The sequence below is a fragment of the Methylobacterium planeticum genome (assembly GCF_008806345.1).
Taxonomy (GTDB): domain Bacteria; phylum Pseudomonadota; class Alphaproteobacteria; order Rhizobiales; family Beijerinckiaceae; genus Methylobacterium; species Methylobacterium planeticum.
Genome location: NZ_VZZJ01000018.1, coordinates 56074 through 73303 on the forward strand (window position 1 = coordinate 56074; position 17230 = coordinate 73303).

At 68.9% G+C, this 17230-nt stretch carries 23 protein-coding genes; 10 read left to right on the plus strand and 13 right to left on the minus strand.

Annotated elements, in window-relative coordinates; all coding sequences use genetic code 11:
• Positions 1–5: 5 nt before the first annotated feature.
• From F6X51_RS18910 to F6X51_RS18935, 6 genes are all read right to left on the minus strand, one after another.
• The gene (locus F6X51_RS18910) at positions 6–1997 is read right to left on the minus strand and encodes a methyl-accepting chemotaxis protein (protein ID WP_150965229.1); all 1992 of its coding nucleotides are present in this window, start codon (positions 1995–1997) and stop codon (positions 6–8) included.
• A 19-nt stretch (positions 1998–2016) separates the two neighbouring features.
• Positions 2017–2913 carry a DctP family TRAP transporter solute-binding subunit gene (dctP, locus tag F6X51_RS18915; RefSeq protein ID WP_246696889.1) on the minus strand — a complete coding sequence of 299 codons (897 nt, stop codon included), beginning with the start codon at positions 2911–2913 and terminating at the stop codon, positions 2017–2019.
• Between the two features lie 559 nt (positions 2914–3472).
• Positions 3473–3745, minus strand: a complete 273-nt coding sequence (locus F6X51_RS18920; protein ID WP_150965231.1) for a hypothetical protein — start codon at positions 3743–3745, stop codon at positions 3473–3475.
• A gap of 91 nt (positions 3746–3836) precedes the next feature.
• Positions 3837–4025 (minus strand): hypothetical protein, encoded by a 189-nt coding sequence (locus tag F6X51_RS18925; RefSeq protein WP_150965232.1) that lies wholly within the window; start codon positions 4023–4025, stop codon positions 3837–3839.
• Positions 4026–4362: 337 nt separating this feature from the next.
• Entirely contained in the window at positions 4363–6033 is a 1671-nt protein-coding gene (locus tag F6X51_RS18930; RefSeq protein ID WP_246696890.1) for a thiamine pyrophosphate-binding protein, read from the minus strand.
• A gap of 103 nt (positions 6034–6136) precedes the next feature.
• The gene (locus F6X51_RS18935) at positions 6137–6715 is read right to left on the minus strand and encodes a peroxidase-related enzyme (protein WP_150965233.1); all 579 of its coding nucleotides are present in this window, start codon (positions 6713–6715) and stop codon (positions 6137–6139) included.
• A 326-nt stretch (positions 6716–7041) separates the two neighbouring features.
• Here F6X51_RS18935 and F6X51_RS18940 point away from each other — a divergent pair, with 326 nt between their 5' ends.
• The 3 genes from F6X51_RS18940 to F6X51_RS18950 all read left to right on the plus strand — a co-directional run bounded on the left by F6X51_RS18940 (position 7042) and on the right by F6X51_RS18950 (position 8638).
• On the plus strand, positions 7042–7308 hold the full coding sequence (locus F6X51_RS18940) for a hypothetical protein (RefSeq protein WP_150965234.1): 267 nt from the start codon (positions 7042–7044) through the stop codon (positions 7306–7308).
• 187 nt (positions 7309–7495) lie between these two features.
• Positions 7496–7990: a DUF992 domain-containing protein gene (locus tag F6X51_RS18945; RefSeq protein ID WP_150965235.1), complete on the plus strand. Its 495-nt coding sequence runs from the start codon at positions 7496–7498 to the stop codon at positions 7988–7990.
• A 249-nt stretch (positions 7991–8239) separates the two neighbouring features.
• Complete coding sequence (locus F6X51_RS18950) at positions 8240–8638, plus strand: pseudoazurin (RefSeq protein ID WP_407658639.1); 399 nt, start codon at positions 8240–8242, stop codon at positions 8636–8638.
• A 33-nt stretch (positions 8639–8671) separates the two neighbouring features.
• Here the strand turns inward: F6X51_RS18950 and F6X51_RS18955 are convergent, their stop codons facing one another.
• The 3 genes from F6X51_RS18955 to F6X51_RS18965 form a co-directional block, all read right to left on the minus strand.
• Positions 8672–9598 carry an alpha/beta hydrolase gene (locus F6X51_RS18955; RefSeq protein ID WP_150965237.1) on the minus strand — a complete coding sequence of 309 codons (927 nt, stop codon included), beginning with the start codon at positions 9596–9598 and terminating at the stop codon, positions 8672–8674.
• 72 nt (positions 9599–9670) lie between these two features.
• Positions 9671–10321, minus strand: a complete 651-nt coding sequence (locus F6X51_RS18960; RefSeq protein WP_150965238.1) for a hypothetical protein — start codon at positions 10319–10321, stop codon at positions 9671–9673.
• Positions 10322–10464: 143 nt separating this feature from the next.
• Positions 10465–10794, minus strand: coding sequence for a hypothetical protein (locus F6X51_RS18965; protein ID WP_150965239.1), 330 nt, complete (start codon positions 10792–10794; stop codon positions 10465–10467).
• 315 nt (positions 10795–11109) lie between these two features.
• Here F6X51_RS18965 and F6X51_RS18970 point away from each other — a divergent pair, with 315 nt between their 5' ends.
• The 3 genes from F6X51_RS18970 (at position 11110) to F6X51_RS18980 (ending at position 12492) form a co-directional block, all read left to right on the plus strand.
• Positions 11110–11367 carry a hypothetical protein gene (locus F6X51_RS18970; protein WP_150965240.1) on the plus strand — a complete coding sequence of 86 codons (258 nt, stop codon included), beginning with the start codon at positions 11110–11112 and terminating at the stop codon, positions 11365–11367.
• Positions 11368–11460: 93 nt separating this feature from the next.
• Complete coding sequence (locus F6X51_RS18975; protein ID WP_150965241.1) at positions 11461–11766, plus strand: DUF6894 family protein; 306 nt, start codon at positions 11461–11463, stop codon at positions 11764–11766.
• Between the two features lie 450 nt (positions 11767–12216).
• Positions 12217–12492: a hypothetical protein gene (locus F6X51_RS18980; protein WP_150965242.1), complete on the plus strand. Its 276-nt coding sequence runs from the start codon at positions 12217–12219 to the stop codon at positions 12490–12492.
• Between the two features lie 121 nt (positions 12493–12613).
• Here F6X51_RS18980 and F6X51_RS18985 read toward each other — a convergent pair whose 3' ends face one another.
• The gene (locus F6X51_RS18985; RefSeq protein ID WP_150965243.1) at positions 12614–12973 is read right to left on the minus strand and encodes a VanZ family protein; all 360 of its coding nucleotides are present in this window, start codon (positions 12971–12973) and stop codon (positions 12614–12616) included.
• Between the two features lie 102 nt (positions 12974–13075).
• Positions 13076–13288, minus strand: a complete 213-nt coding sequence (locus F6X51_RS18990) for a hypothetical protein (RefSeq protein WP_246696891.1) — start codon at positions 13286–13288, stop codon at positions 13076–13078.
• Positions 13289–13428: 140 nt separating this feature from the next.
• On the opposite strand from F6X51_RS18990, the gene F6X51_RS18995 reads away from it, so the two are divergent.
• The 3 genes from F6X51_RS18995 (at position 13429) to F6X51_RS19005 (ending at position 15477) form a co-directional block, all read left to right on the plus strand.
• Positions 13429–14157 carry a sulfite exporter TauE/SafE family protein gene (locus F6X51_RS18995; RefSeq protein ID WP_150965277.1) on the plus strand — a complete coding sequence of 243 codons (729 nt, stop codon included), beginning with the start codon at positions 13429–13431 and terminating at the stop codon, positions 14155–14157.
• Positions 14158–14369: 212 nt separating this feature from the next.
• Positions 14370–14627 carry a hypothetical protein gene (locus tag F6X51_RS19000; protein ID WP_150965244.1) on the plus strand — a complete coding sequence of 86 codons (258 nt, stop codon included), beginning with the start codon at positions 14370–14372 and terminating at the stop codon, positions 14625–14627.
• Positions 14628–14763: 136 nt separating this feature from the next.
• Positions 14764–15477, plus strand: coding sequence for a Crp/Fnr family transcriptional regulator (locus tag F6X51_RS19005; protein WP_150965245.1), 714 nt, complete (start codon positions 14764–14766; stop codon positions 15475–15477).
• Positions 15478–15725: 248 nt separating this feature from the next.
• Here the strand turns inward: F6X51_RS19005 and F6X51_RS19010 are convergent, their stop codons facing one another.
• Positions 15726–15959 carry a DUF6894 family protein gene (locus F6X51_RS19010; protein ID WP_150965246.1) on the minus strand — a complete coding sequence of 78 codons (234 nt, stop codon included), beginning with the start codon at positions 15957–15959 and terminating at the stop codon, positions 15726–15728.
• A 172-nt stretch (positions 15960–16131) separates the two neighbouring features.
• Complete coding sequence (locus tag F6X51_RS19015; RefSeq protein WP_246696892.1) at positions 16132–16530, minus strand: helix-turn-helix domain-containing protein; 399 nt, start codon at positions 16528–16530, stop codon at positions 16132–16134.
• 336 nt (positions 16531–16866) lie between these two features.
• Between F6X51_RS19015 and F6X51_RS28030 the strand changes: the two genes are divergently transcribed.
• Complete coding sequence (locus F6X51_RS28030; protein ID WP_191970173.1) at positions 16867–17163, plus strand: helix-turn-helix domain-containing protein; 297 nt, start codon at positions 16867–16869, stop codon at positions 17161–17163.
• The last annotated feature ends 67 nt before the right edge of the window (positions 17164–17230 follow it).

Here is a 17230-nt window from a genome sequence, read left to right on the forward strand (position 1 = left end):
CCGCCTCAGGCGGCCTTCACCCCCGTGAGGAAGCTGCCGACCTCGTGCGTGAGGCTCTCGGAGTGCCGGGCCAGCTCCTGAGCGGCGCCGAGCACCTGCGCGGCGGCCGCCCCCGTCGAGCCCGCGCCCTGCCGCACATCCGCGATGCTCCCGGTCACCCGCTCGGTGCCGCCGGCGGCCTCCTGCACGTTCCGGGCGATCTCCTGGGTTGCGGCGCCCTGCTGCTCCATGGCGGCCGCGATCGCGGTGGAGACGGCGGCCATCTCCGCGATGGTCGTGCCGATGCCCCGGATCGCGTCGACGGACTGGTGCGTCGCCTGCTGGATCGCGCCGATCTGCGCGGCGATCTCGTCCGTCGCGCGCGTCGTCTGGCCGGCGAGGTCCTTCACCTCGTTCGCCACCACGGCGAATCCGCGTCCCGCCTCGCCGGCGCGCGCCGCCTCGATGGTGGCGTTGAGCGCGAGCAGATTCGTCTGTCCCGCGATCTTGTTGATCATCGCCACGATGGTGTCGATGCGCTCGGCGCCCGCCGCGAGCTGCCGGACCAGCGCATCGGTTCGACGCGCCTCGTCGGCCGCCTGATGGGCGATCCGGGCCGACTGGCCGGCCTGCAGGGTGATTTCCTGGATCGAGGCCGACATCTGCTCGCTGGCCGCCGCCACGGTCTGGACGTTCGCGGAGGTCTGCGCGGCCGCCGACATCGCGGTGACGGATTGCCGGGCGGTCTGATCGGCGGTTCCCGTCATGGCGCGGGCGGTCGCCTCCATCTCGGTCGCCGCCCCGGCCAGGCCCTGCGTCAGCATCGAGACGTTGGCCTCGAACGTCCGGGTGAGCTGGTCGAGGAGGTTCGCCCGCCGCATCTTGGAGTCGGCCTCCTGCACGGCCGCCGCGTCGGCCGCCTGCTTGGCGATCAGCGCGTCCTTGAAGACGTCGACGGCGCGGGCCATCGCGCCGAGTTCGTCCCGGCGTCCCGAGCCCGGGACATCCACCGTGTAGTCGCCCGCCGCGAGGCGCTGCATCGCGCCCGTCATCGCCGTGACCGGATGCGCGACGCCGCGGCCGACGCGCCAGGCCAGGGTTCCGCCGATCACCAGCGCCAGCGCGCCGATGCCGAGCACGAGGGTGCGCAGATGGCCGGCATCCTCGCCCATCGCGGACATGATCTGCTGCTGCTGCCGGGTGGAGGCCGCCCGGACCTCGCTCGCGAGCGCGCTCAGGGTGTCCCCCGTCTGGCGCACCTGCTGGTAGGCCGCATCGATCTCGCCCGCGCCGTTCAGGATGCCGTCGACCGCAGCCTTGAACAGCGGGAGCTTGGCCGACACGACCTTGAGCGAGGCGCGAAGCGATCCGTCCCGATCGATCTGCGCGAGGGCCGCGAGCTCGCGGCCGTAGCGCGCGAACTCGACGCCCGCCGTGTTGGCATCCGCCGGGTTGTTGCTGGCGCGGAAGCGCTCGGTCGCGGTCACGCTGCTCTGCAGGGCGCGGTCGGCCCGGAAGGCACTGAAGCCGAGATCCACGTCCTTCGCGGCATGCTCGGCCATCGCGTAGCCGGCATTCGCCAGCATCGCGCCGTACTTCGCGACGTCGGCGGTGGCCGCCTTGCGCTTCTGGATCGCCGTGATCAGGAGGCTCGCGCGCGCGCCGTAATCCTGCGCCGCGCGCCGGATCGCCTCCGATTGCGCATCGCCCGCACGGCCGATCCGCTCACCCTCCGACACGAGGGTGCCGAGGGCGGTCTTGAACTCGGCCAGCATCTCGCCCCGCTCCGTGCGGAGGTAGTTCAGGGAGAGGCGGCGGGCCTCGTTGAGAAGCCGCTCGAACGCGCTGGCGCTTTCCGAGGCCTGGACGCGCGCATTGGCGTTGGCGAGATCGACGTCGAGGGCACTGACGCTGCGGAAGGTCACGAGGGCGGACGCGACGAGGAGGAAGAGGACCACGCCGAAGCCGGCGAGGATCCGCTGCGCGACCGAGAGCCGGTCGAGATGAAGGAGGGACATCGGGAAGAGCCTCACGCGCCTACTGGACGGACTTGATCTGCTGGATGATCTCCGGGCCGAACTTCTTGCTGAACTCGGCCGTCGTGTTCTGCAGGCTCCGCTCGAAGGCCGCGCGGTCGACGGACGCGACCACGTTCATGCCGGCCTTGCGCAGCTCGTCCACCCCCTCCCGCTCGGCCCGCCCCGCGACCTCGCGGGAGACCTGGCCACCGGCCCGGGCCGCCTCGACGAAGACCGCGCGCTCGGACGGGCTGAGGCCATCCCAGGCGGACTTCGAGACGATCAGCGCCGCCCAGGAATAGACGTGGCCGCTCAGCGTCAAGTGCTTCTGCACCTTCTCGAAATGTGAGGCGGTGATCACCGCGATCGGGTTTTCCTGGCCGTCGAACTGGCCGGATTGCAGGGCGCCGAACAGCGCCGGGAAGCCCAGCGGCTCCGCCTTCACGCCGAAGGCCCGGAAGCCCGCCAGCATGACGTCGGATTGCGGCACCCGCATCGACAGACCCTTCAGGTCGTCCGGACCCATGACCGGCCGCTTCGAGTTCGTGATGTGCCGCATGCCGTTCTCGCCCCAGGCGAGGGCGACGAGGCCCTTGGCCTGGAACTTCCTGAGGTATTCCTGCCCGATCGCCCCGTCGAACACCGCGTGCGCGTGTCGCGCATCCCGGAACAGGAAGGGGATGTCGAAGACGCCGAATTCCGGGACGAGGCTAGCGAAGGGCGCGCTGGTGATGAAGGCCATGTCGAGATGGCCGAGGCGCAGCTCCTCGGCCATCTCGACCTCGCCGCCCACCACCCCGTTCGGGTAGACCTCGACCCGGTAGGAGCCGCCCGTCCGCTTGGCGACGTCGCTCGCGAACCGCTCAGCGCCGGCGCCGAGCTGAGAGTTCTGCGAGAAGAGATAGCCGAGGCGCAAGACGCGCTCTTCCGCCTGGGCGCCCGTGGCAGCCCAGAGCGAGCACAACCCGACTGCCACAGCTGCAAAACGTAAGCTTCTACGCACCGATCACCCCATCGCGCTGATGAATTACGGATACGATTGACCGCCTTAATGGAACGTTTCCTATGCGGGGCGCGCGCTCATCATGCGAAGGAGCATTTCTGCCCTGCGCCGAAGGCTCCAAGCGCTCCTGTCCGCATCGATGACCTCGCGTCGCTCCCCGATCGGCGATAGTCCGAGCCGGTCGGAGCGACGATCGCGCGGGCGGCGCCCCGAGCCGGACCATGGGACTTGTCCGAGGGTCTTGCCCAAGGATCGTGCTGAACGGAAAACGGCGAGGCTCTCGCCTCGCCGCTTCAGATCGATCAGGTTCAGGCCGCACGGGACGCCGCGTCCCCTTGCGGGTCCGTCCGCTAGACGCCCATCAGCACGCTGGCGGAGCCCACGATCGTCATCACCAGCCCGCAGGCGAAGACACCGATCATCCCGTAGGAGAAAACCTTCAGGGCCATGTCCTGTCCCTCCCGCGCGCCGCTCAACAGCGGTTCCCGCCGGAGGTCTGGCCGTACTGCATCACCGGCCGCGTCTGCTGGTTGGCGTTGCCCTCGCTGGCGGAGCTCGGCGCGCACCAGCCGGAGCGCGGGGCGCCGTAGGCGCCGCCGATGGAGCCCGTGGTCAGGTCGTCATCGGGTGTGACCGACAGGAAGTGCTCGGCCGGAGCGCGGAAATCGTAGGCGAGAGCCGCGGTGGCCGGCGCGGCGAGGCCGAGGGCGAGAAGGGCGGAGAGGGCGACGTTGCGCATGGTCATGTGTGTGCTCTGTTCCTTTTCTGAGTGGGTCCGGTGATCCGGACGATCGAGCCGACCCGGATCATCGCTGGGCCGAAGTCGACGCCCGCGTTCAGCGGACGGAGGGCGAGGGATTCCCGGGCCGCACGGTTCCGGTCCGCGCGTCGTAAGCGGGCCCGCGGATCTGATCGCTCGAGGGCACCCGCTGCCCGACGCTGCCCGTCGTGAGACGATCGAGGTCCGGGCCCACGCGCTCCACCGGGGCGTAGCGCTCGCCCGGCAGGCGAACATCTTGAGCCATGGCGGCCGGCGCAAAGGCTGCGGCTCCAATAATCATTGCGGATGCGACGATGGTTTTGCGTACATTCATAGGATCAAACATCTCTTTCTACTTTTACAGACCCTGACTGAGGTCCGTTTCGTTTCCGTCTGATACTGATATGGGCACGCATGGCCTTGAGCGACGTGACGCATCGCACGCAGCAACAGGGATTATAGTATGGGCGATCGCGCGCCACGACGGCGCTTCGGCGACCGCACGGAGCGCGCCGGGAATCCGGCAGGCCCTCGGGGGTCCCGGTGCGGCATGGGGCGTCGCGCCGCCCGGGTCGAGGACGGCCCTCGCGCCCCGCTCGCGCTTACGCCGAGGCTGTCCGCCTCGGCGCAAAGTCCTTGGCGTGGGACTCGGCGCGCGGATCGAGGAGGCAGTGCAGGATCGCGGGCTTGCCAGAGGCGAGCGCGCGCTCGAAGGCGGGCGCGAAGTCCTCGGTGCGGGCGACGCGCTCGCCGTGGCCGCCGAAGGCTCGGGCCTGCATGGCGAAGTCGGGGTTCGTGAGTTGCGTCCCGACCACCCGGCCCGGATATTCCCGCTCCTGGTGCATCCGGATCGTGCCGTACTGGCCGTTATCGACCACGATCACCACGATCGCCGCTCCGTACTGGACGGCGGTGGCGAATTCCTGCCCGTTCATCAGGAAGCAGCCGTCGCCGGCCAGCGCAACCACGATGCGCTCGGGATGCTGACGCTTGGCCATCACGGCGGCGGGCACGCCGTAGCCCATCGAGCCGGATGTCGGCGCGAGCTGCGTGCCGAAGCGGCGGAAGCGGTAGTGGCGGTGCAGCCAGCCCGCATAATTGCCGGCCCCGTTGCAGAGGATCGCGTCCGGCGGAAGCCGGTCCCGCAGCCACGCGATGACGGCGCCGTACTGGAAGGCGCCGGGCAGGATCCGCGGCGTCTCGGTCCAGGCCCGGTACTCCGCGTGCGCCGCCTCGGCCGTCCCGGCCCAGGCGGGTTCGCCGGCGGGCGCGAGGGCGTCGAGGGCCCGAGCGAAGGCGGCCGGCGTGGCCTGGATCGACAGGGCGGCCTGGTAGACGCGGCCGAGCTCCTCGGCCCCCGGATGCACATGCACCAGGGCCTGCCGCGGGACCGGCACGTCGAGGAGCGTATAGGAACCGGACGCCATCTCCGAGAAGCGCCCGCCGACGAGGAGGACGAGATCGGCCTCCGCGAGGCGCGCTTTCAACCGGGAATCCGGGCCGATACCGAGTTCGCCGGCGTAGTTCGGATGATCGGCCGGGAACAGCGAGGCGCGCCGGAACGAGGTCGCCACGGGCAAGCGGAATCGCTCGGCGAAGGCGGCCATACCGCGCACGCCGACCTCGTCCCAGCCTGAGCCGCCGACGATGACGAGGGGGCTGCGCGCCGCCGCCAGGAGGCGCGCGAGGGCGTCGAGATCCTCCGGGGCGGGCCAGGATCGGGCCGGGGCGACGAAGGGCGCGTCCACGACCTCGGCGGTCGCGACCAGCATGTCCTCGGGCAGCGCGACCACGACGGGGCCCGGCCGCCCCTGCATGGCGACCCGGAAGGCGCGGGCCACGAGTTCCGGGACACGGTCCGGCCGGTCGATCTCGACGGTCCATTTCGTCATGGAGCCGAACACGGCGCGGTAGTCGAGTTCCTGGAAGGCCTCGCGCTCCCGCATGGCGGTGTCGACCTGCCCGACGAACAGGATCATCGGGGTCGAGTCCTGCATGGCGATGTGGACGCCGTGGCAGGCATTGGTCGCGCCGGGCCCGCGCGTGACGAAGCAGATGCCCGGCCGTCCAGTCAGCTTCCCGTAGGCTTCCGCCATCATGGCGGCGCCGCCCTCGGCACGGCAGACAAGCACCTCGATGGCCGCATCGTGCAGCGCGTCGAGGGCCGCGAGGTAGCTCTCGCCCGGCACGCAGGCGACCCGCTCGACGCCCTGGGCGAGAAGCTGATCGACGAGGAGCCGACCGCCGGTCCGTATCCTGGCGTCCGTCGTCACGCCGGCCCCCTGCCTGTCAGGCCGCGTGGCGATGCAGCGGTTGCCCCCGGCCGAGCCCTGCGGGCGCCGGGACCGAGGACATCATCGGTCGGATGCGCGGCCATCAGCGGCCGAGCCTGTAGAACTCGTCGTTCGGCCTCATGCTGGTGACGTTGGCGAGGCGGTTCGACATGCCGAAGAAGGCGGCGATCGCGGCGATGTCCCAGATGTCCTCCTGGTCGAAGCCGTGGCGCGCGAGGGTCGCGAAATCCTCATCGTTCACCCGGTGCGCCTCGAAGGCGACCTTCACGGCAAAATCCAGCATGGCCTTCTGGCGATCCGTGATGTCGGCCTTGCGATAGTTGATCGCGACCTGATCGGCGATCAGCGGGTTCTTCGCGCGGATCCGCAGGATCGCCCCGTGCGCCACGACGCAGTACTGGCATTGGTTCAGGTTGCTCGTCGCAACCACGATCATCTCGCGCTCGGCCTTCGAGAGATTGCCCGGCTTGTCCATCAGGGCGTCGTGATAGGCCATGAAGGCCCGAAACTCCTCCGGCCGATGCGCCAGCACGAGGAACACGTTCGGGATGAAGCCGGACTTTTCCTGCACGGCGAGCAGGCGCTCGCGCAGGTCGTCCGGCATGTCCGCCAGAGCGGGCACGGGAAACCGGCTGATGGGGGCCTGGGCGTTCTGATCCATGGGGACATCTCCGTGCACGGCGAGATGTGCCACGGCGCTGCGTTTTCAATTCTCCGACCCGGTCCCCGCGGTGGCCGAACCGAACCCGCGCGGTTCGCGGATAGGTGCCGTGCCGTCGCGGCGCTGGCCGCGAAGGGCCTGAAACGAAGAGGAGGCGTTTCGATGCCGGGCCCTCCCTCTCTTCGACGATCCTTTCATCCTTGTCCGGTCGTCTTCAGCCGATTTCGGCGGGCACTGCGCAGATTGGCGGCATCGGCGATATTACGTGAAACTTCATACTCGCATCCGGCGTTGGGACACACTGATTATCATCCTGGAGAATACCGATGCAGAAACTTACGATCGCGGCCGCTGCACTGACCCTGGCGCTCTCCGGTGCCGCGATGGCCCAAACGACGGGCGGCTCGACGGAAGGCAACATGAACAGCCCCGGCAGCGTGAAGAGCAACTCCGAGAAGGGGATGCAGAGCCGTGACATGCCGGCCACCACGGGCACGGCGACGGGTGCCACCAAGGCGGCGCCGGGCAGCACCGAGAACAACATGAACAGCCCCGGCAGCGTGAAGAGCGACGCCGAGAAGTCCGGCCGCTGAGAGGTCGGATCCGGGGGCGAGCCTTCGCGGGCTCGCCTCCTCCCGGTGTCGGCCGGGCAGGTTGCAGGCCGGCACCCGACGTGAACGGCCAAGCAACAATCGACGGAATATGCCCGCAATGCGGACCCCTCATGGTTAACGCAACGCTTCGACACGAGGCGAGCCAACCATCCAAGGGGTATCTACCATGCGCTCGATCGCCATCGCCTTCTCCGCCGCCGTTCTCGCCGCGGGTGCCGCCCTCGCACACGGCAACCTGTCCGAGCCGGCCGCGCAGCAGATTGCCGGCACGCTCACCTGCATCACCAGGCCCGAGGCCAGCCTCGTCTTCGGCCGCACGCCCGTGGCGGATTGCACCTTCGTGGCGGAGCGCGGCGGCTTCCGACAGAGCTACGCGGCCGTGCTCACCCGCGTCGGGCAGGGTCGTGAGGTCGAGACCGCGCACCGGATCACCTGGCGCGTCCTGACGAAGGATGGGTTCGCGCGCCCCGGCATGCTGAGCGACTTCTTCACGGTTCCGCCGAGCCAGCCCGAGAGTGCCGGCATGCGTGCCCTCCCCGAAATGGTCGGCCGGGCCGCCAGCCTGCGGCTCCTCAGCCATTCCGGGCAGGCGAGCGCCAAGTTCGCGCACGGCCACCCGCGCATGGTCCTCGCGGCAGCCCAGTCCGGCCTGTCCCGCTGAACGGACGGCCCGCAGGTCCACAAGGCGCCGCGGCCCTGAATGAGGCAGGTCCGCGCGACCGGACCCGCCCATCAGCATTGAGCTGGAACAAGTAAAAAACATAGCGCTTGCGGATATCGGCCGATCATAGTGATTGATACGCCGCCAATCTCGGCATCAATCTCGCAATCCGGCTGAGTCATGCTTAGACTTATTCAAATAAGCGCCGGCGAATTTCTCGCCAGCTGTCTTCTCACGACCATTGCCGCCTTGTCGTTGACCACCGAGGCGCTCTCGGCGGAGGTCGTCGTGAAGACCCTCAACAGCAGCCCCGGTGGCCCGATGGTGTTCGACCCCGCCTTCGTGAAGCTCGCCCCCGGGGACAGCCTCAGAATCGTGCCGACCGACAAGGGGCACAACATCGAGAGCATCAAGGGCATGGCGCCGGAGGGGGCGCCGGCGGTCAAGACCGTGGTGGGCAAGGAGGAGACCATCACCTTCGACAAGGAAGGGATCTACGGCTTCAAGTGCTCGCCGCATTACCTGATGGGCATGGTCGCTCTCGTGGTCGTCGGCTCGAACCGTGACAACCTGGAACCGGCGAGGGCTGTCGAGCACGGCAAGCTCGCCAAGAAGCGCTTCGACCCGCTGTTCGCCCAGGTCCCGTAACGGCGAAACGGCCGCCCCGAACGGGTCGGCGGTTCAGGCGAGAACCCCGAGGCGCACCATCCAATCGCGATAGCGACCCGGCCAAGCCTCGGTCGGCGTACCGGGGCGGCCCATGGCGAAGCCGTGGCCCCCGCTCTCGAACCGGTCCCACTCGACCGGGACGCCCTCGCCCGAACAGGCCTCGGCGAGCAACCGGGTGTTCGCCGGGTCGCTGATCCGGTCGTCGTCGGCTTGGGCCAGGAACATCGGCGGGCAGTTGCCGCGCACATGCGTCTGCACCGACCATTCCGCGCTCGCGGCCGGATCCGCATCGGGCCCGACCAGTTCACGGCAGGTCGATGTGTGCTGGTAGGGCGGCTCCAAGGTGATGACGGGATACAGGAGGGCGGTGAAATCAGGGCGGGCCGAGGCATCGTCCACCGCATCGCCCGCCGGGTAGGATCGAAAGGCCGACCGCACCGACGCCATCCCGAGCAGATGCCCGCCGGCCGAGAAACCGAGGCTTCCCACGCGTTTCCGGTCGAGTTGCCGCCTGCCCGCCTCGGCCCGCACCAACCGCAGGGCACGCTGCGCATCCTGCAGCGGCGCGAGGGGACCCGCAGCCCATCCCTCGCGCGGCAAGCGATAGGTCAGCACGAAGGCTGTCACCCCCTGCTGGTTGAGCCAGAGCGCGGCCGGGTAAGCCTCGCGGCCGACCGCGATGCGCCTGTACCCGCCGCCGGCCGCGATCAGGACTGCGGTGCCGTTCGGCTGGGCTGGCGCGAAGATCTCGAGGAACGGCCGTGCGATGTTGCTGATGGCGCCCGCTTCGCTCGTCGCGAGCGGCCCCGACGGCCCGTCGCCGCCGCCGGGCGGCTCCTGCGGCCAGAGCGGCAGGCGTTCGGGGGCGGGCTGGGCGCGAGCCATCCCGGGAAGGCTCGCCGCAGCCAGGGCGGCGATCAGGGACCTGCGATCGATCATAGGGGGCTCACCTCACGCCAGCCCGACCTTGCAGGAACGGGACCGCGCCGCGTGGCGCCGCCGCGGTGACGGTCAGCGCTGCGTGCCGGCAGCCTCCGCCGCATCGAGCGTTCCCTTCCGGGCATCGCGCCAAGCCGCGAGCAGAACCACACTGGCCGCCTGGAAGGAGAAGATCACGCTCATCAGCTCAAGGGCGTATTCCGGCCAGCGCACCGGAGCCAAGTGGGCCAGAAGACTGAGCACCAGGGTGAGGATCGCCGCCACCGCATCGTTGCGGGCGTTCAGCCAGGTCGCCTTGATCAGCGGGTTCTCGTCGAGCCGGAAGCGCAGGAGGGCCAGCGCAGCGAAGCTGGCGACCACGACGGCCACGAGGTTCGATGCGAAGACCTCCTCGATGTTGCTTGCATCCGGGTTGTGGAGATCGACCCAGAGGTCGGACAGACCGTCGATCCCGGTCGCGGCCAGAAGCGCGCCGATGATGAAGGCCGAGCGCCGCTCCGTCTGGGCGGAGCGGCCGATCACGAATGCCGCGATCGCGTTCAGGGCGATGTCGTAGCCGAAGCCGGAGGCATCCTTGAGCAGGTCCTTCGAGCCGATCGCGTTGGCCCATGCGGCTTCGGCGAGCGCGAACAGCAGGGTGCCGGCCGCGATCATCCAGACCGTGCGCTTGTAGTCGAACCTGCGGCTCGCGCGCGGTCCCTGCTTATCGGCGCTCAGAAGCATCGGGCACCCTCAATCCAGCCCCCCGTTGTCGATCAGCCGCAGCCAGCCGGATCGATACCGGGCAGTCGTGGCAAGACCGTGGGTTTCCGGCGGAGAGGGCTGGGCGAAACTGCGGCAGCCACGCGCCCTCCGCCGGGCTTCCATCAGCGGCCCTGAAGCAGCTTGTCCACGAGGGGCATCAGGGCATCCACGCAGGCCTTCGTGGTGTCATCGGCCGCACACTTGAAGTCGATCCCGGTCTCACCGCGGCGGAAGCGCAGATGGCCCCCCTTCATGCCGAGCATGGGCGGGCGGTGACGCCAGCCGCCCTCGCGCTCGCCATCCGGCGGCCCCCGGCGCGGACCGTCCGGGCGCGTGCCATCCGATGGCCCCGAGGCCGGCGGCCCCGGTGGCGGGCTCGGAGGCGCGGTCTGCGCGAAACACGCCGTGCTGACGAGCATGGCCCCCGCGAGGGCAGCTGCGAGGCTCTTCATCTCTTGGTCCTCCTGGGTCCGACAGGACCCATATCGTTTAGCGCGGCGCTGTTTCCCGGATTTTGCAAATTGTTGCGGGCACGATGCTGGGCACCGGCGAATCTGCACGCCCATGGCGCTCCGGGCGCCGCCTTCGGCACGGCGGCCTCGCCCTGTGTTCCTCGACACGTCGCGGTGCCGGCGCGGGCTTCCCGCCGGATCCGGAACGGAGTAGCAACACGCCCGCGGCCGAGATGGATCGGCCGAGCCAATCTCAGCGTCCGTTCAGGTCCCGCGCGGGACACTGGACGTCGAGCCACCGGGGCGAGCCGGGACATGACCGAACCGATCGAACGCAGCACGATCCTCCCCGAAGATTGCGGACCAAGCCGCTACCGGGCCTTCGTCCTTGATGCCGACCTGACGGTTCTCAGGATCGAGCATCTCGCGGCGCAGGACGACGATACGGCTTTGGACCTCGCTCGCAGGCTCCTCAGCGGACACGCCATCGAACTCTGGGACGGCCTTCGCTTCATCGAGCACCTCGACTCCGAGTGCGGATGCAGCCCATTACGCCATGACCGGGAACTTTAATCCAGATTAACTCTTGGATCTTCACGGCGCTGATCCGAAGCGAGAGACCAGCGCTGCGCGATCCCGTGTGCCTCTCCCGAATGGCTTGTGCCCGTGCCACGATATTTCTTCGATCTGCACAGCGACTGCCTGTCCGAGTGGGACGATGAGGGCATCGAGTGCCACGGCGGCGAGGAGATCGTGCACCATGCCCTCGCGATCCTTCGCAGCGTGCCGAAGAGCGACGGGGCCATGCATGCCCCGACCGTGGTGACCGCCCGCGATGCGGCCGGACGGGTGATCGTGACGGCCACCCTCAAGCCGCGTTTGGAGGCGCGCATCCAGTGGGCCGAAGCGGAGATCGCAGCGGCCGGAGCCTCCACCGTCCCCCTCGCCGGACGCTCGGCATCCGCGCCCTAGGACCCGCCTCCCCCAATCGGCGCGGCGCCCGACGCGGAACAGGCCCGCCTCGCGGCGAGCCTGTCCGGCAACGGTGTTTTCTCGGAACCGCACCCAGCGACGCTCGGTTGGCCCGATGCATCCCGCGATGGCGTCGCGGGCCTGCCACTCTCGCGAGCGTTTCCTCCCTGGACTTGGGCCGTCCTTACGGGCGGTCCTTCTTCGAGGGCGCTGCGTCACGTCAACGCCCGGTCGAACCTTTGGTTCTCAGAAATCCCTTATCGCTTCGCGCGGACGCCCCTTGCGCCTGCGCTACCGTGGATGCCTTCGGGCTGTCCTGAATCTGGCAGGCGGTCCGCGGCGTCTCCTCGGTGACCCGCGGAGGTCCCGCGGCGGAGCGGGCTTGGCGGAACACGTCCCGGAGGCCTGAGTTGCCCTTAGCCATAGGGCGGAAACTCAAGGAGAGCCTCGATGAAGGCCGTTACCCTCGCGATTGCCAGCACACTCATCCTCGGCACGGCAGCCATGGCCGCGGAAGGCGGCTCGGGCGCCAGCCGCTCGGGCACCTCGAACGCTACCGGAGCGAACGATGCGGGCTCGGGCGCCTCGCCGGGCGCCGCCGGGAGCGGTCCCTCGACGGGCGGCACGAGCCGATCCGGCACCGCCAACAGCACCGGTGCGAACGATGCCGGCTCCGGCTCGTCGCCCGGATCGAAGGGCAAGGGCCACGGTTCCGGGACGCACTGAGGCGGACGCGCGGGATAGCATCGAGGGCCGGATCCGAGGCGGCTCGAAAGGTCGGCCTCAGGTTCGGCCGAGAGGGCTCACCGGCCGGGACGGATCGTGCCGGGCTGCGCGCCCGGTGCGCTCAGCGCTTGAACGCAGCCATCGCGGAGAGGCGCTGCGCGAAGCTGACAGCGAGCGCGGCGGCCGCGCCGAAGCATCCGCCCGCGACCTTGACCAGGAAATCGGGCACGCGCCCGTGGCGCGAGGGCTGAAGCACTTGGAGAAGCTCCAAGCCGCCCGCCGCGCCCGCCGTGAGGACGAGCACCTGCCACCGGTGCTTCGGATAGCCGAGCGCGAACAGGAAGCCGAGGAGCGCGAAGGCGCCGAACCGCTCGAGCCAGACCGGCGCTTCGCTGACGGGCCTCAGGCCGATCGGGCACACCGTGACGAACACGAGGGCCGCGAGCAACGACCAGCCGAGGATGCGTGAAGCTTTGGACATGCGAGGCAGCGTGACCCGGGAGCGTGGCGACAGGGGACGTGAGGCAATCGTCACGCCAGCATAGCAGTATCGAAGCGGGACGTTTTCGTCACCGCCCGGTCGTCACTCGGCCGAGACCGGCCGCGCATCCGACAGGGTGGGCACGTAGGCGCACCAGTTGCAGTAGCCCTTGTCCACAGTCCGCTGCTCGTTGCGCTGGGAGCAGTGCGGGCAGACCTTCAGCGAGAGCCGGCGACCATTCATCACCGCGAGCCCCCGTCCGAGGAAGGTGACCTCGCCTTGAGGCAAGCTGTCGGTCGTCATGGTGCTCGGCATCGGGTCCCCTTGATGCGCATCCCATAGCGCAAGCCGACGATCCGAAGGAGTGCGTAGCCGGCTGACCTGATCTGCTTCCGGCGTCGATGCGACTCACAAAATCAGGGCGGCGACCAGCCAAGAGCGATATGGGTACCGCCATGGGTCTCCTCTTCGTCCTCGGCGTAGGCCTGATCGCGGGCGTCGTCAGCGGCATCATCGGCACCGGCTCCTCCATCATGCTCGTGCCCGTTCTCGCCTTCGTGTACGGGCCGAAGGAGGCCGTGCCGATCATGGCCGTGGCTGCCGTGATGGCGAACGCCTCGCGCATCCTGGCGTGGTGGCGTGAGGTCGACTGGCGCGCCTTCGCAGCCTATGCCGGGCCCGGAGCGCTCGCGGCGGTGGCGGGGGCTCGGACGCTCCTCGTTCTGCCGCCCCGCGGAGTGGACCTCGCCATCGGTGCCTTTCTGGTCTCGATGGTCCCGGCCCGGCGCTGGCTCGGCGCGCACCTCCTGCGGCTGAACCTCTGGCATCTCGCGACGGCCGGCGCCGTGATCGGGTTCCTCACGGGCATCGTGGTCTCGACGGGCCCCATCTCCGTGCCGGTCTTCGTCGGATACGGCCTCGCCAAGGGAGCCTTCATCGGAACGGAAGCCGCCGGCTCCTTGGCGGTCTACGCGAGCAAGACGCTCACCTTCCAGGAAGCCGGGGCGCTGCCTTCGAGCACGCTGCTGAAAGGGCTCGTGGTCGGCACGTCGTTGATGATCGGTGCGTTCCTGGCCAAGCCATTCGTGCTGCGGCTCTCGCCGGACGTGTTCCGGTACGTGATGGATGGCCTGATGCTGGCCTCGGGGGCAAGCATGATCTGGAGCGCCGCCTCGGCGTCCTGAGCGGACGCTCGACGGACCCGAACCAAGGGCCTGTCCCCGCGCGGCCCGCCGCTTTCGCGTATCGGGCGGCTGCGGCGGGCCGCTTCCGCGAGGGCCGACCTTGGATATGCATTGCGGCCTGCCGTCCCGATCGAAGCGATTCCGCTTGGATGATGCGTCGAGCGTCGCATTGATGCCAAAGACGGCGTGGATGAAGGCCGTAGAGGTCTCCCATGACGCGCGCTCGCTTGATCCTTGCCGTTGCTCTCCTCGGCTTCGCCTCGCAGGCCGAGGCCGGAAGCGGCACCGCGGCCTCCGGTCCATCGCTGAACGTCATTCGCACGGTCGAGCATCGGGCGATCGCCGACCAGCAACTCAAGCGCCTGCAGCGGCAAGCCAACCGGTGGCGCGCGGAGCGCCGGCAGGCCTACCGGCGCGCCTTGGAGCGGACCTCGATCGCAGATGCGGAGCCATCCAGCCCGCGCGATTGACCGACCGGTGCGAGCCCCCTGGCTCAGAGGCGCACGGGCCGCCTGATCGTCGCCGCGGACGGGTATCTGCATCGACGGGTGGTTGAGCCCATCAATTGTCAAGCTTAAGTTGCCGCAGCGGCGGCAGGGATTGGCGGTGGGCGGGCCCTTCATTCAGAGATTGGAACAGGCCGGGCCCCTCTCCGAAGCGGAGCGCGATGCTCTGCAGGCACTCACATCGAGTTACCGTGCCGTCCGGGTCCACGAGGACATCGTGACGGATCAGGATCCCGAACGGATCTCGCTCGTTCTCAGCGGCATCGCCGGTCGCTACAAGATACTCCAGAACGGTGGCCGCCGGATCGTCTCCTTCGCGCTCCCGGGCGACCTCTGCCGGGTCTATGCCGCCGTGGAGAGCAGCCTCGGCCTTCGGGTGAACGCGCTCACGCCGTGCACGGTCGCGGACATCTCGCGACAGGAACTCCGAAAGCTCATGAAGGCGCATTCGGGAATCCATCAGGGGATGTGGTCGATCACCCTGACGGAACTGAGCCGCGCCCGCGAATGGCTGGTGAACGACAGTCGCCCGGCGGACAAGCGCCTGGCACACCATTTCTGCGAATTGCTGGTCTGCCTACAGGCCGTGGGGTTGGCGCGGGAGAACAGCTTCGATTTCCACGTATCGCAGCCGGATCTTGCGGATACCCTGAGCGTGTCGGTCATTCACACGAACCGCACGCTGCAGGCCCTGCGCAGCGCCAGGCTGATCATCACGCGAGGCAACCGCGTGACGATCCCCGACGTGCCGCGCCTGAAGGCCTTCGCGGAGTTCGATCCGGGCTACCTCTGCCTCAACGGGATCGAGATCTAGCCGGCGTCAGGCCATGGGGCCGGGGGAGAACCGCTCCCGTGAGGCTGTCGCACATGATCCTGCTCCCATCCAGAACGCGGTCAGGGCCCGTGTCGGCCCGATCGACGCCTGCTCCGCCTCCGATCTGCCGTTGCGATGAGCTCGGGCGCATCGAGGTACGGAGCCTTCCAGGCGTGGCATCTGCCCGCGCAGGCAGGGGTTCAGGATTTTCCCAGCTTCGGGGCGCAATCTGTCCGGCGCGGTGCCCGTCAGACGGCGTCCTCGACGACCATCACGAGCCTGCCGGTCAGGACACGGCGACCGTCCGCGTCACGAACGTCGATCCTGAGCCGATATGGGTCGTCTTCGAAATCGAGATGCCGAACCAGATCGCCGAGCACCCGCTTCACCTCGGCGCGAACCTCGGTCAGGTCGGCCAGGTCGGACCCGATATCATCGAGAATGAAGCGGCCATCGTGGATGTCGAGGAAGTAGCGAGGCATCAGCGCTCGGCGGCCGTGACCCGGCGCTCGCGCGGGCAAGCGATCCGGAAGGCACCGCTTCTTCGGAGCCTGGCATCCGTCAGAGACGCGTACAGATCCCGCCGGCCGCCTGAATCACCCGGATCGATCCGGCGAGACCGACATCGGAGGAATTCCGGCGCTCCTGCTGCCATCACTGCGCACGGCTCTCGCTCATGATCGAATCCGGCCGGATGGGGTCGTGCGGATGCGCTTCTCCTGGCCCCGCGTGGGACAGGACGCCGGTCCCGCCTTCGCTCCCCGAGAGGAACTCCAGGCCAGCCTCCTCGAAGGTGCCCCGCAATTCCGCGACCGCCTCCCGCGACACGCGGCGCCCGCCTCCGTGCTCGAAGGAGACGATCGCCGAGAGGCCCACACCGGAGGCCTTGGCGAGGCGTCGCTGCGACCAGCCGAGAAGTGCCCGAGCCGCCCGGCACTGCGCAGCATTCATGGTGGGCAGGTCGGTGAAGCTATCACCCGTCCGGCCCGCCACGTCCTCAAGCCTGCTCAGCAGGGGATCCCGGCAGACGTCATCGTCAGCGTAGCAGGTCATGGGACATCCACGCGCGGTTTTGGGGAGCAAGCCCTCGAGAGCGATTTCGAGCCTTGTCGACACGAACGCTTCAAAAATCCGGTCATGAATGGCCGATTTTTGCTCATGCCGTCAACGGCCTTCGCCGCGCACGAGGCGGTCCCTCGGAAATTCCGTGAGGGGAGAGTTAGCAACCGGTCACAGGCCTGGGACGGCGGGCCATGCCCTGTGGCATCTCCCGATCCGCATGTGCCATGTGGTGATCGTGACGAATGTCGGCTGCGAAGGGGATCACCCACCGAGCCATCCAGCCAATCCCCACCTTCGGCTGACCGAAACGACGAGAAGGACCCGAGGATGGATCTACGCCGCAGCCCGATCGTACTCACCGCCTGCCAGGTGCGCATGGCCCGTTCCGCTCAGCGCTGGAGCGTGGAGGCGTTGGCGGAGCGCTCAGGGGTGAGCGAGAAGACGATCCGCCGCATCGAAGCCGTCTACGGCGTGCCCCCGAACGTGACGATCGAGACGCTGCTCAAGCTGCAGGGCTGCTTCGAGGCGCACGGGATGACGTTCATCCCTGAGGATGGAAGCCCGGAGGGGCCGGGCGTGCGCTTCGGCCGATATCCGGGCCGCCATGGGCCGACGCCGGGTTAGTGCTCCCGCGAACGCGCACGCCCCGCGTCGAGAGCGAGGCGAACGCCGCCGCCTCCGGGCCAGCCGG

Excerpts from the sequence above, each read along its gene's own strand:
- F6X51_RS18910 (WP_150965229.1), bottom strand. The coding sequence starts at position 1,997 with ATGTCCCTCCTTCATCTCGACCGGCTCTCGGTCGCGCAGCGGATCCTC.
- F6X51_RS18920 (WP_150965231.1), bottom strand. The coding sequence starts at position 3,745 with ATGACCATGCGCAACGTCGCCCTCTCCGCCCTTCTCGCCCTCGGCCTC.
- F6X51_RS18925 (WP_150965232.1), bottom strand. The coding sequence starts at position 4,025 with ATGGCTCAAGATGTTCGCCTGCCGGGCGAGCGCTACGCCCCGGTGGAG.
- F6X51_RS18935 (WP_150965233.1), bottom strand. The coding sequence starts at position 6,715 with ATGGATCAGAACGCCCAGGCCCCCATCAGCCGGTTTCCCGTGCCCGCT.
- F6X51_RS18940 (WP_150965234.1), top strand. The coding sequence starts at position 7,042 with ATGCAGAAACTTACGATCGCGGCCGCTGCACTGACCCTGGCGCTCTCC.
- F6X51_RS18945 (WP_150965235.1), top strand. The coding sequence starts at position 7,496 with ATGCGCTCGATCGCCATCGCCTTCTCCGCCGCCGTTCTCGCCGCGGGT.
- F6X51_RS18955 (WP_150965237.1), bottom strand. The coding sequence starts at position 9,598 with ATGATCGATCGCAGGTCCCTGATCGCCGCCCTGGCTGCGGCGAGCCTT.
- F6X51_RS18960 (WP_150965238.1), bottom strand. The coding sequence starts at position 10,321 with ATGCTTCTGAGCGCCGATAAGCAGGGACCGCGCGCGAGCCGCAGGTTC.
- F6X51_RS18965 (WP_150965239.1), bottom strand. The coding sequence starts at position 10,794 with ATGAAGAGCCTCGCAGCTGCCCTCGCGGGGGCCATGCTCGTCAGCACG.
- F6X51_RS18970 (WP_150965240.1), top strand. The coding sequence starts at position 11,110 with ATGACCGAACCGATCGAACGCAGCACGATCCTCCCCGAAGATTGCGGA.
- F6X51_RS18980 (WP_150965242.1), top strand. The coding sequence starts at position 12,217 with ATGAAGGCCGTTACCCTCGCGATTGCCAGCACACTCATCCTCGGCACG.
- F6X51_RS18985 (WP_150965243.1), bottom strand. The coding sequence starts at position 12,973 with ATGTCCAAAGCTTCACGCATCCTCGGCTGGTCGTTGCTCGCGGCCCTC.
- F6X51_RS18990 (WP_246696891.1), bottom strand. The coding sequence starts at position 13,288 with ATGCCGAGCACCATGACGACCGACAGCTTGCCTCAAGGCGAGGTCACC.
- F6X51_RS18995 (WP_150965277.1), top strand. The coding sequence starts at position 13,429 with ATGGGTCTCCTCTTCGTCCTCGGCGTAGGCCTGATCGCGGGCGTCGTC.
- F6X51_RS19000 (WP_150965244.1), top strand. The coding sequence starts at position 14,370 with ATGACGCGCGCTCGCTTGATCCTTGCCGTTGCTCTCCTCGGCTTCGCC.
- F6X51_RS19010 (WP_150965246.1), bottom strand. The coding sequence starts at position 15,959 with ATGCCTCGCTACTTCCTCGACATCCACGATGGCCGCTTCATTCTCGAT.
- F6X51_RS19015 (WP_246696892.1), bottom strand. The coding sequence starts at position 16,530 with ATGACCTGCTACGCTGACGATGACGTCTGCCGGGATCCCCTGCTGAGC.
- F6X51_RS28030 (WP_191970173.1), top strand. The coding sequence starts at position 16,867 with ATGGATCTACGCCGCAGCCCGATCGTACTCACCGCCTGCCAGGTGCGC.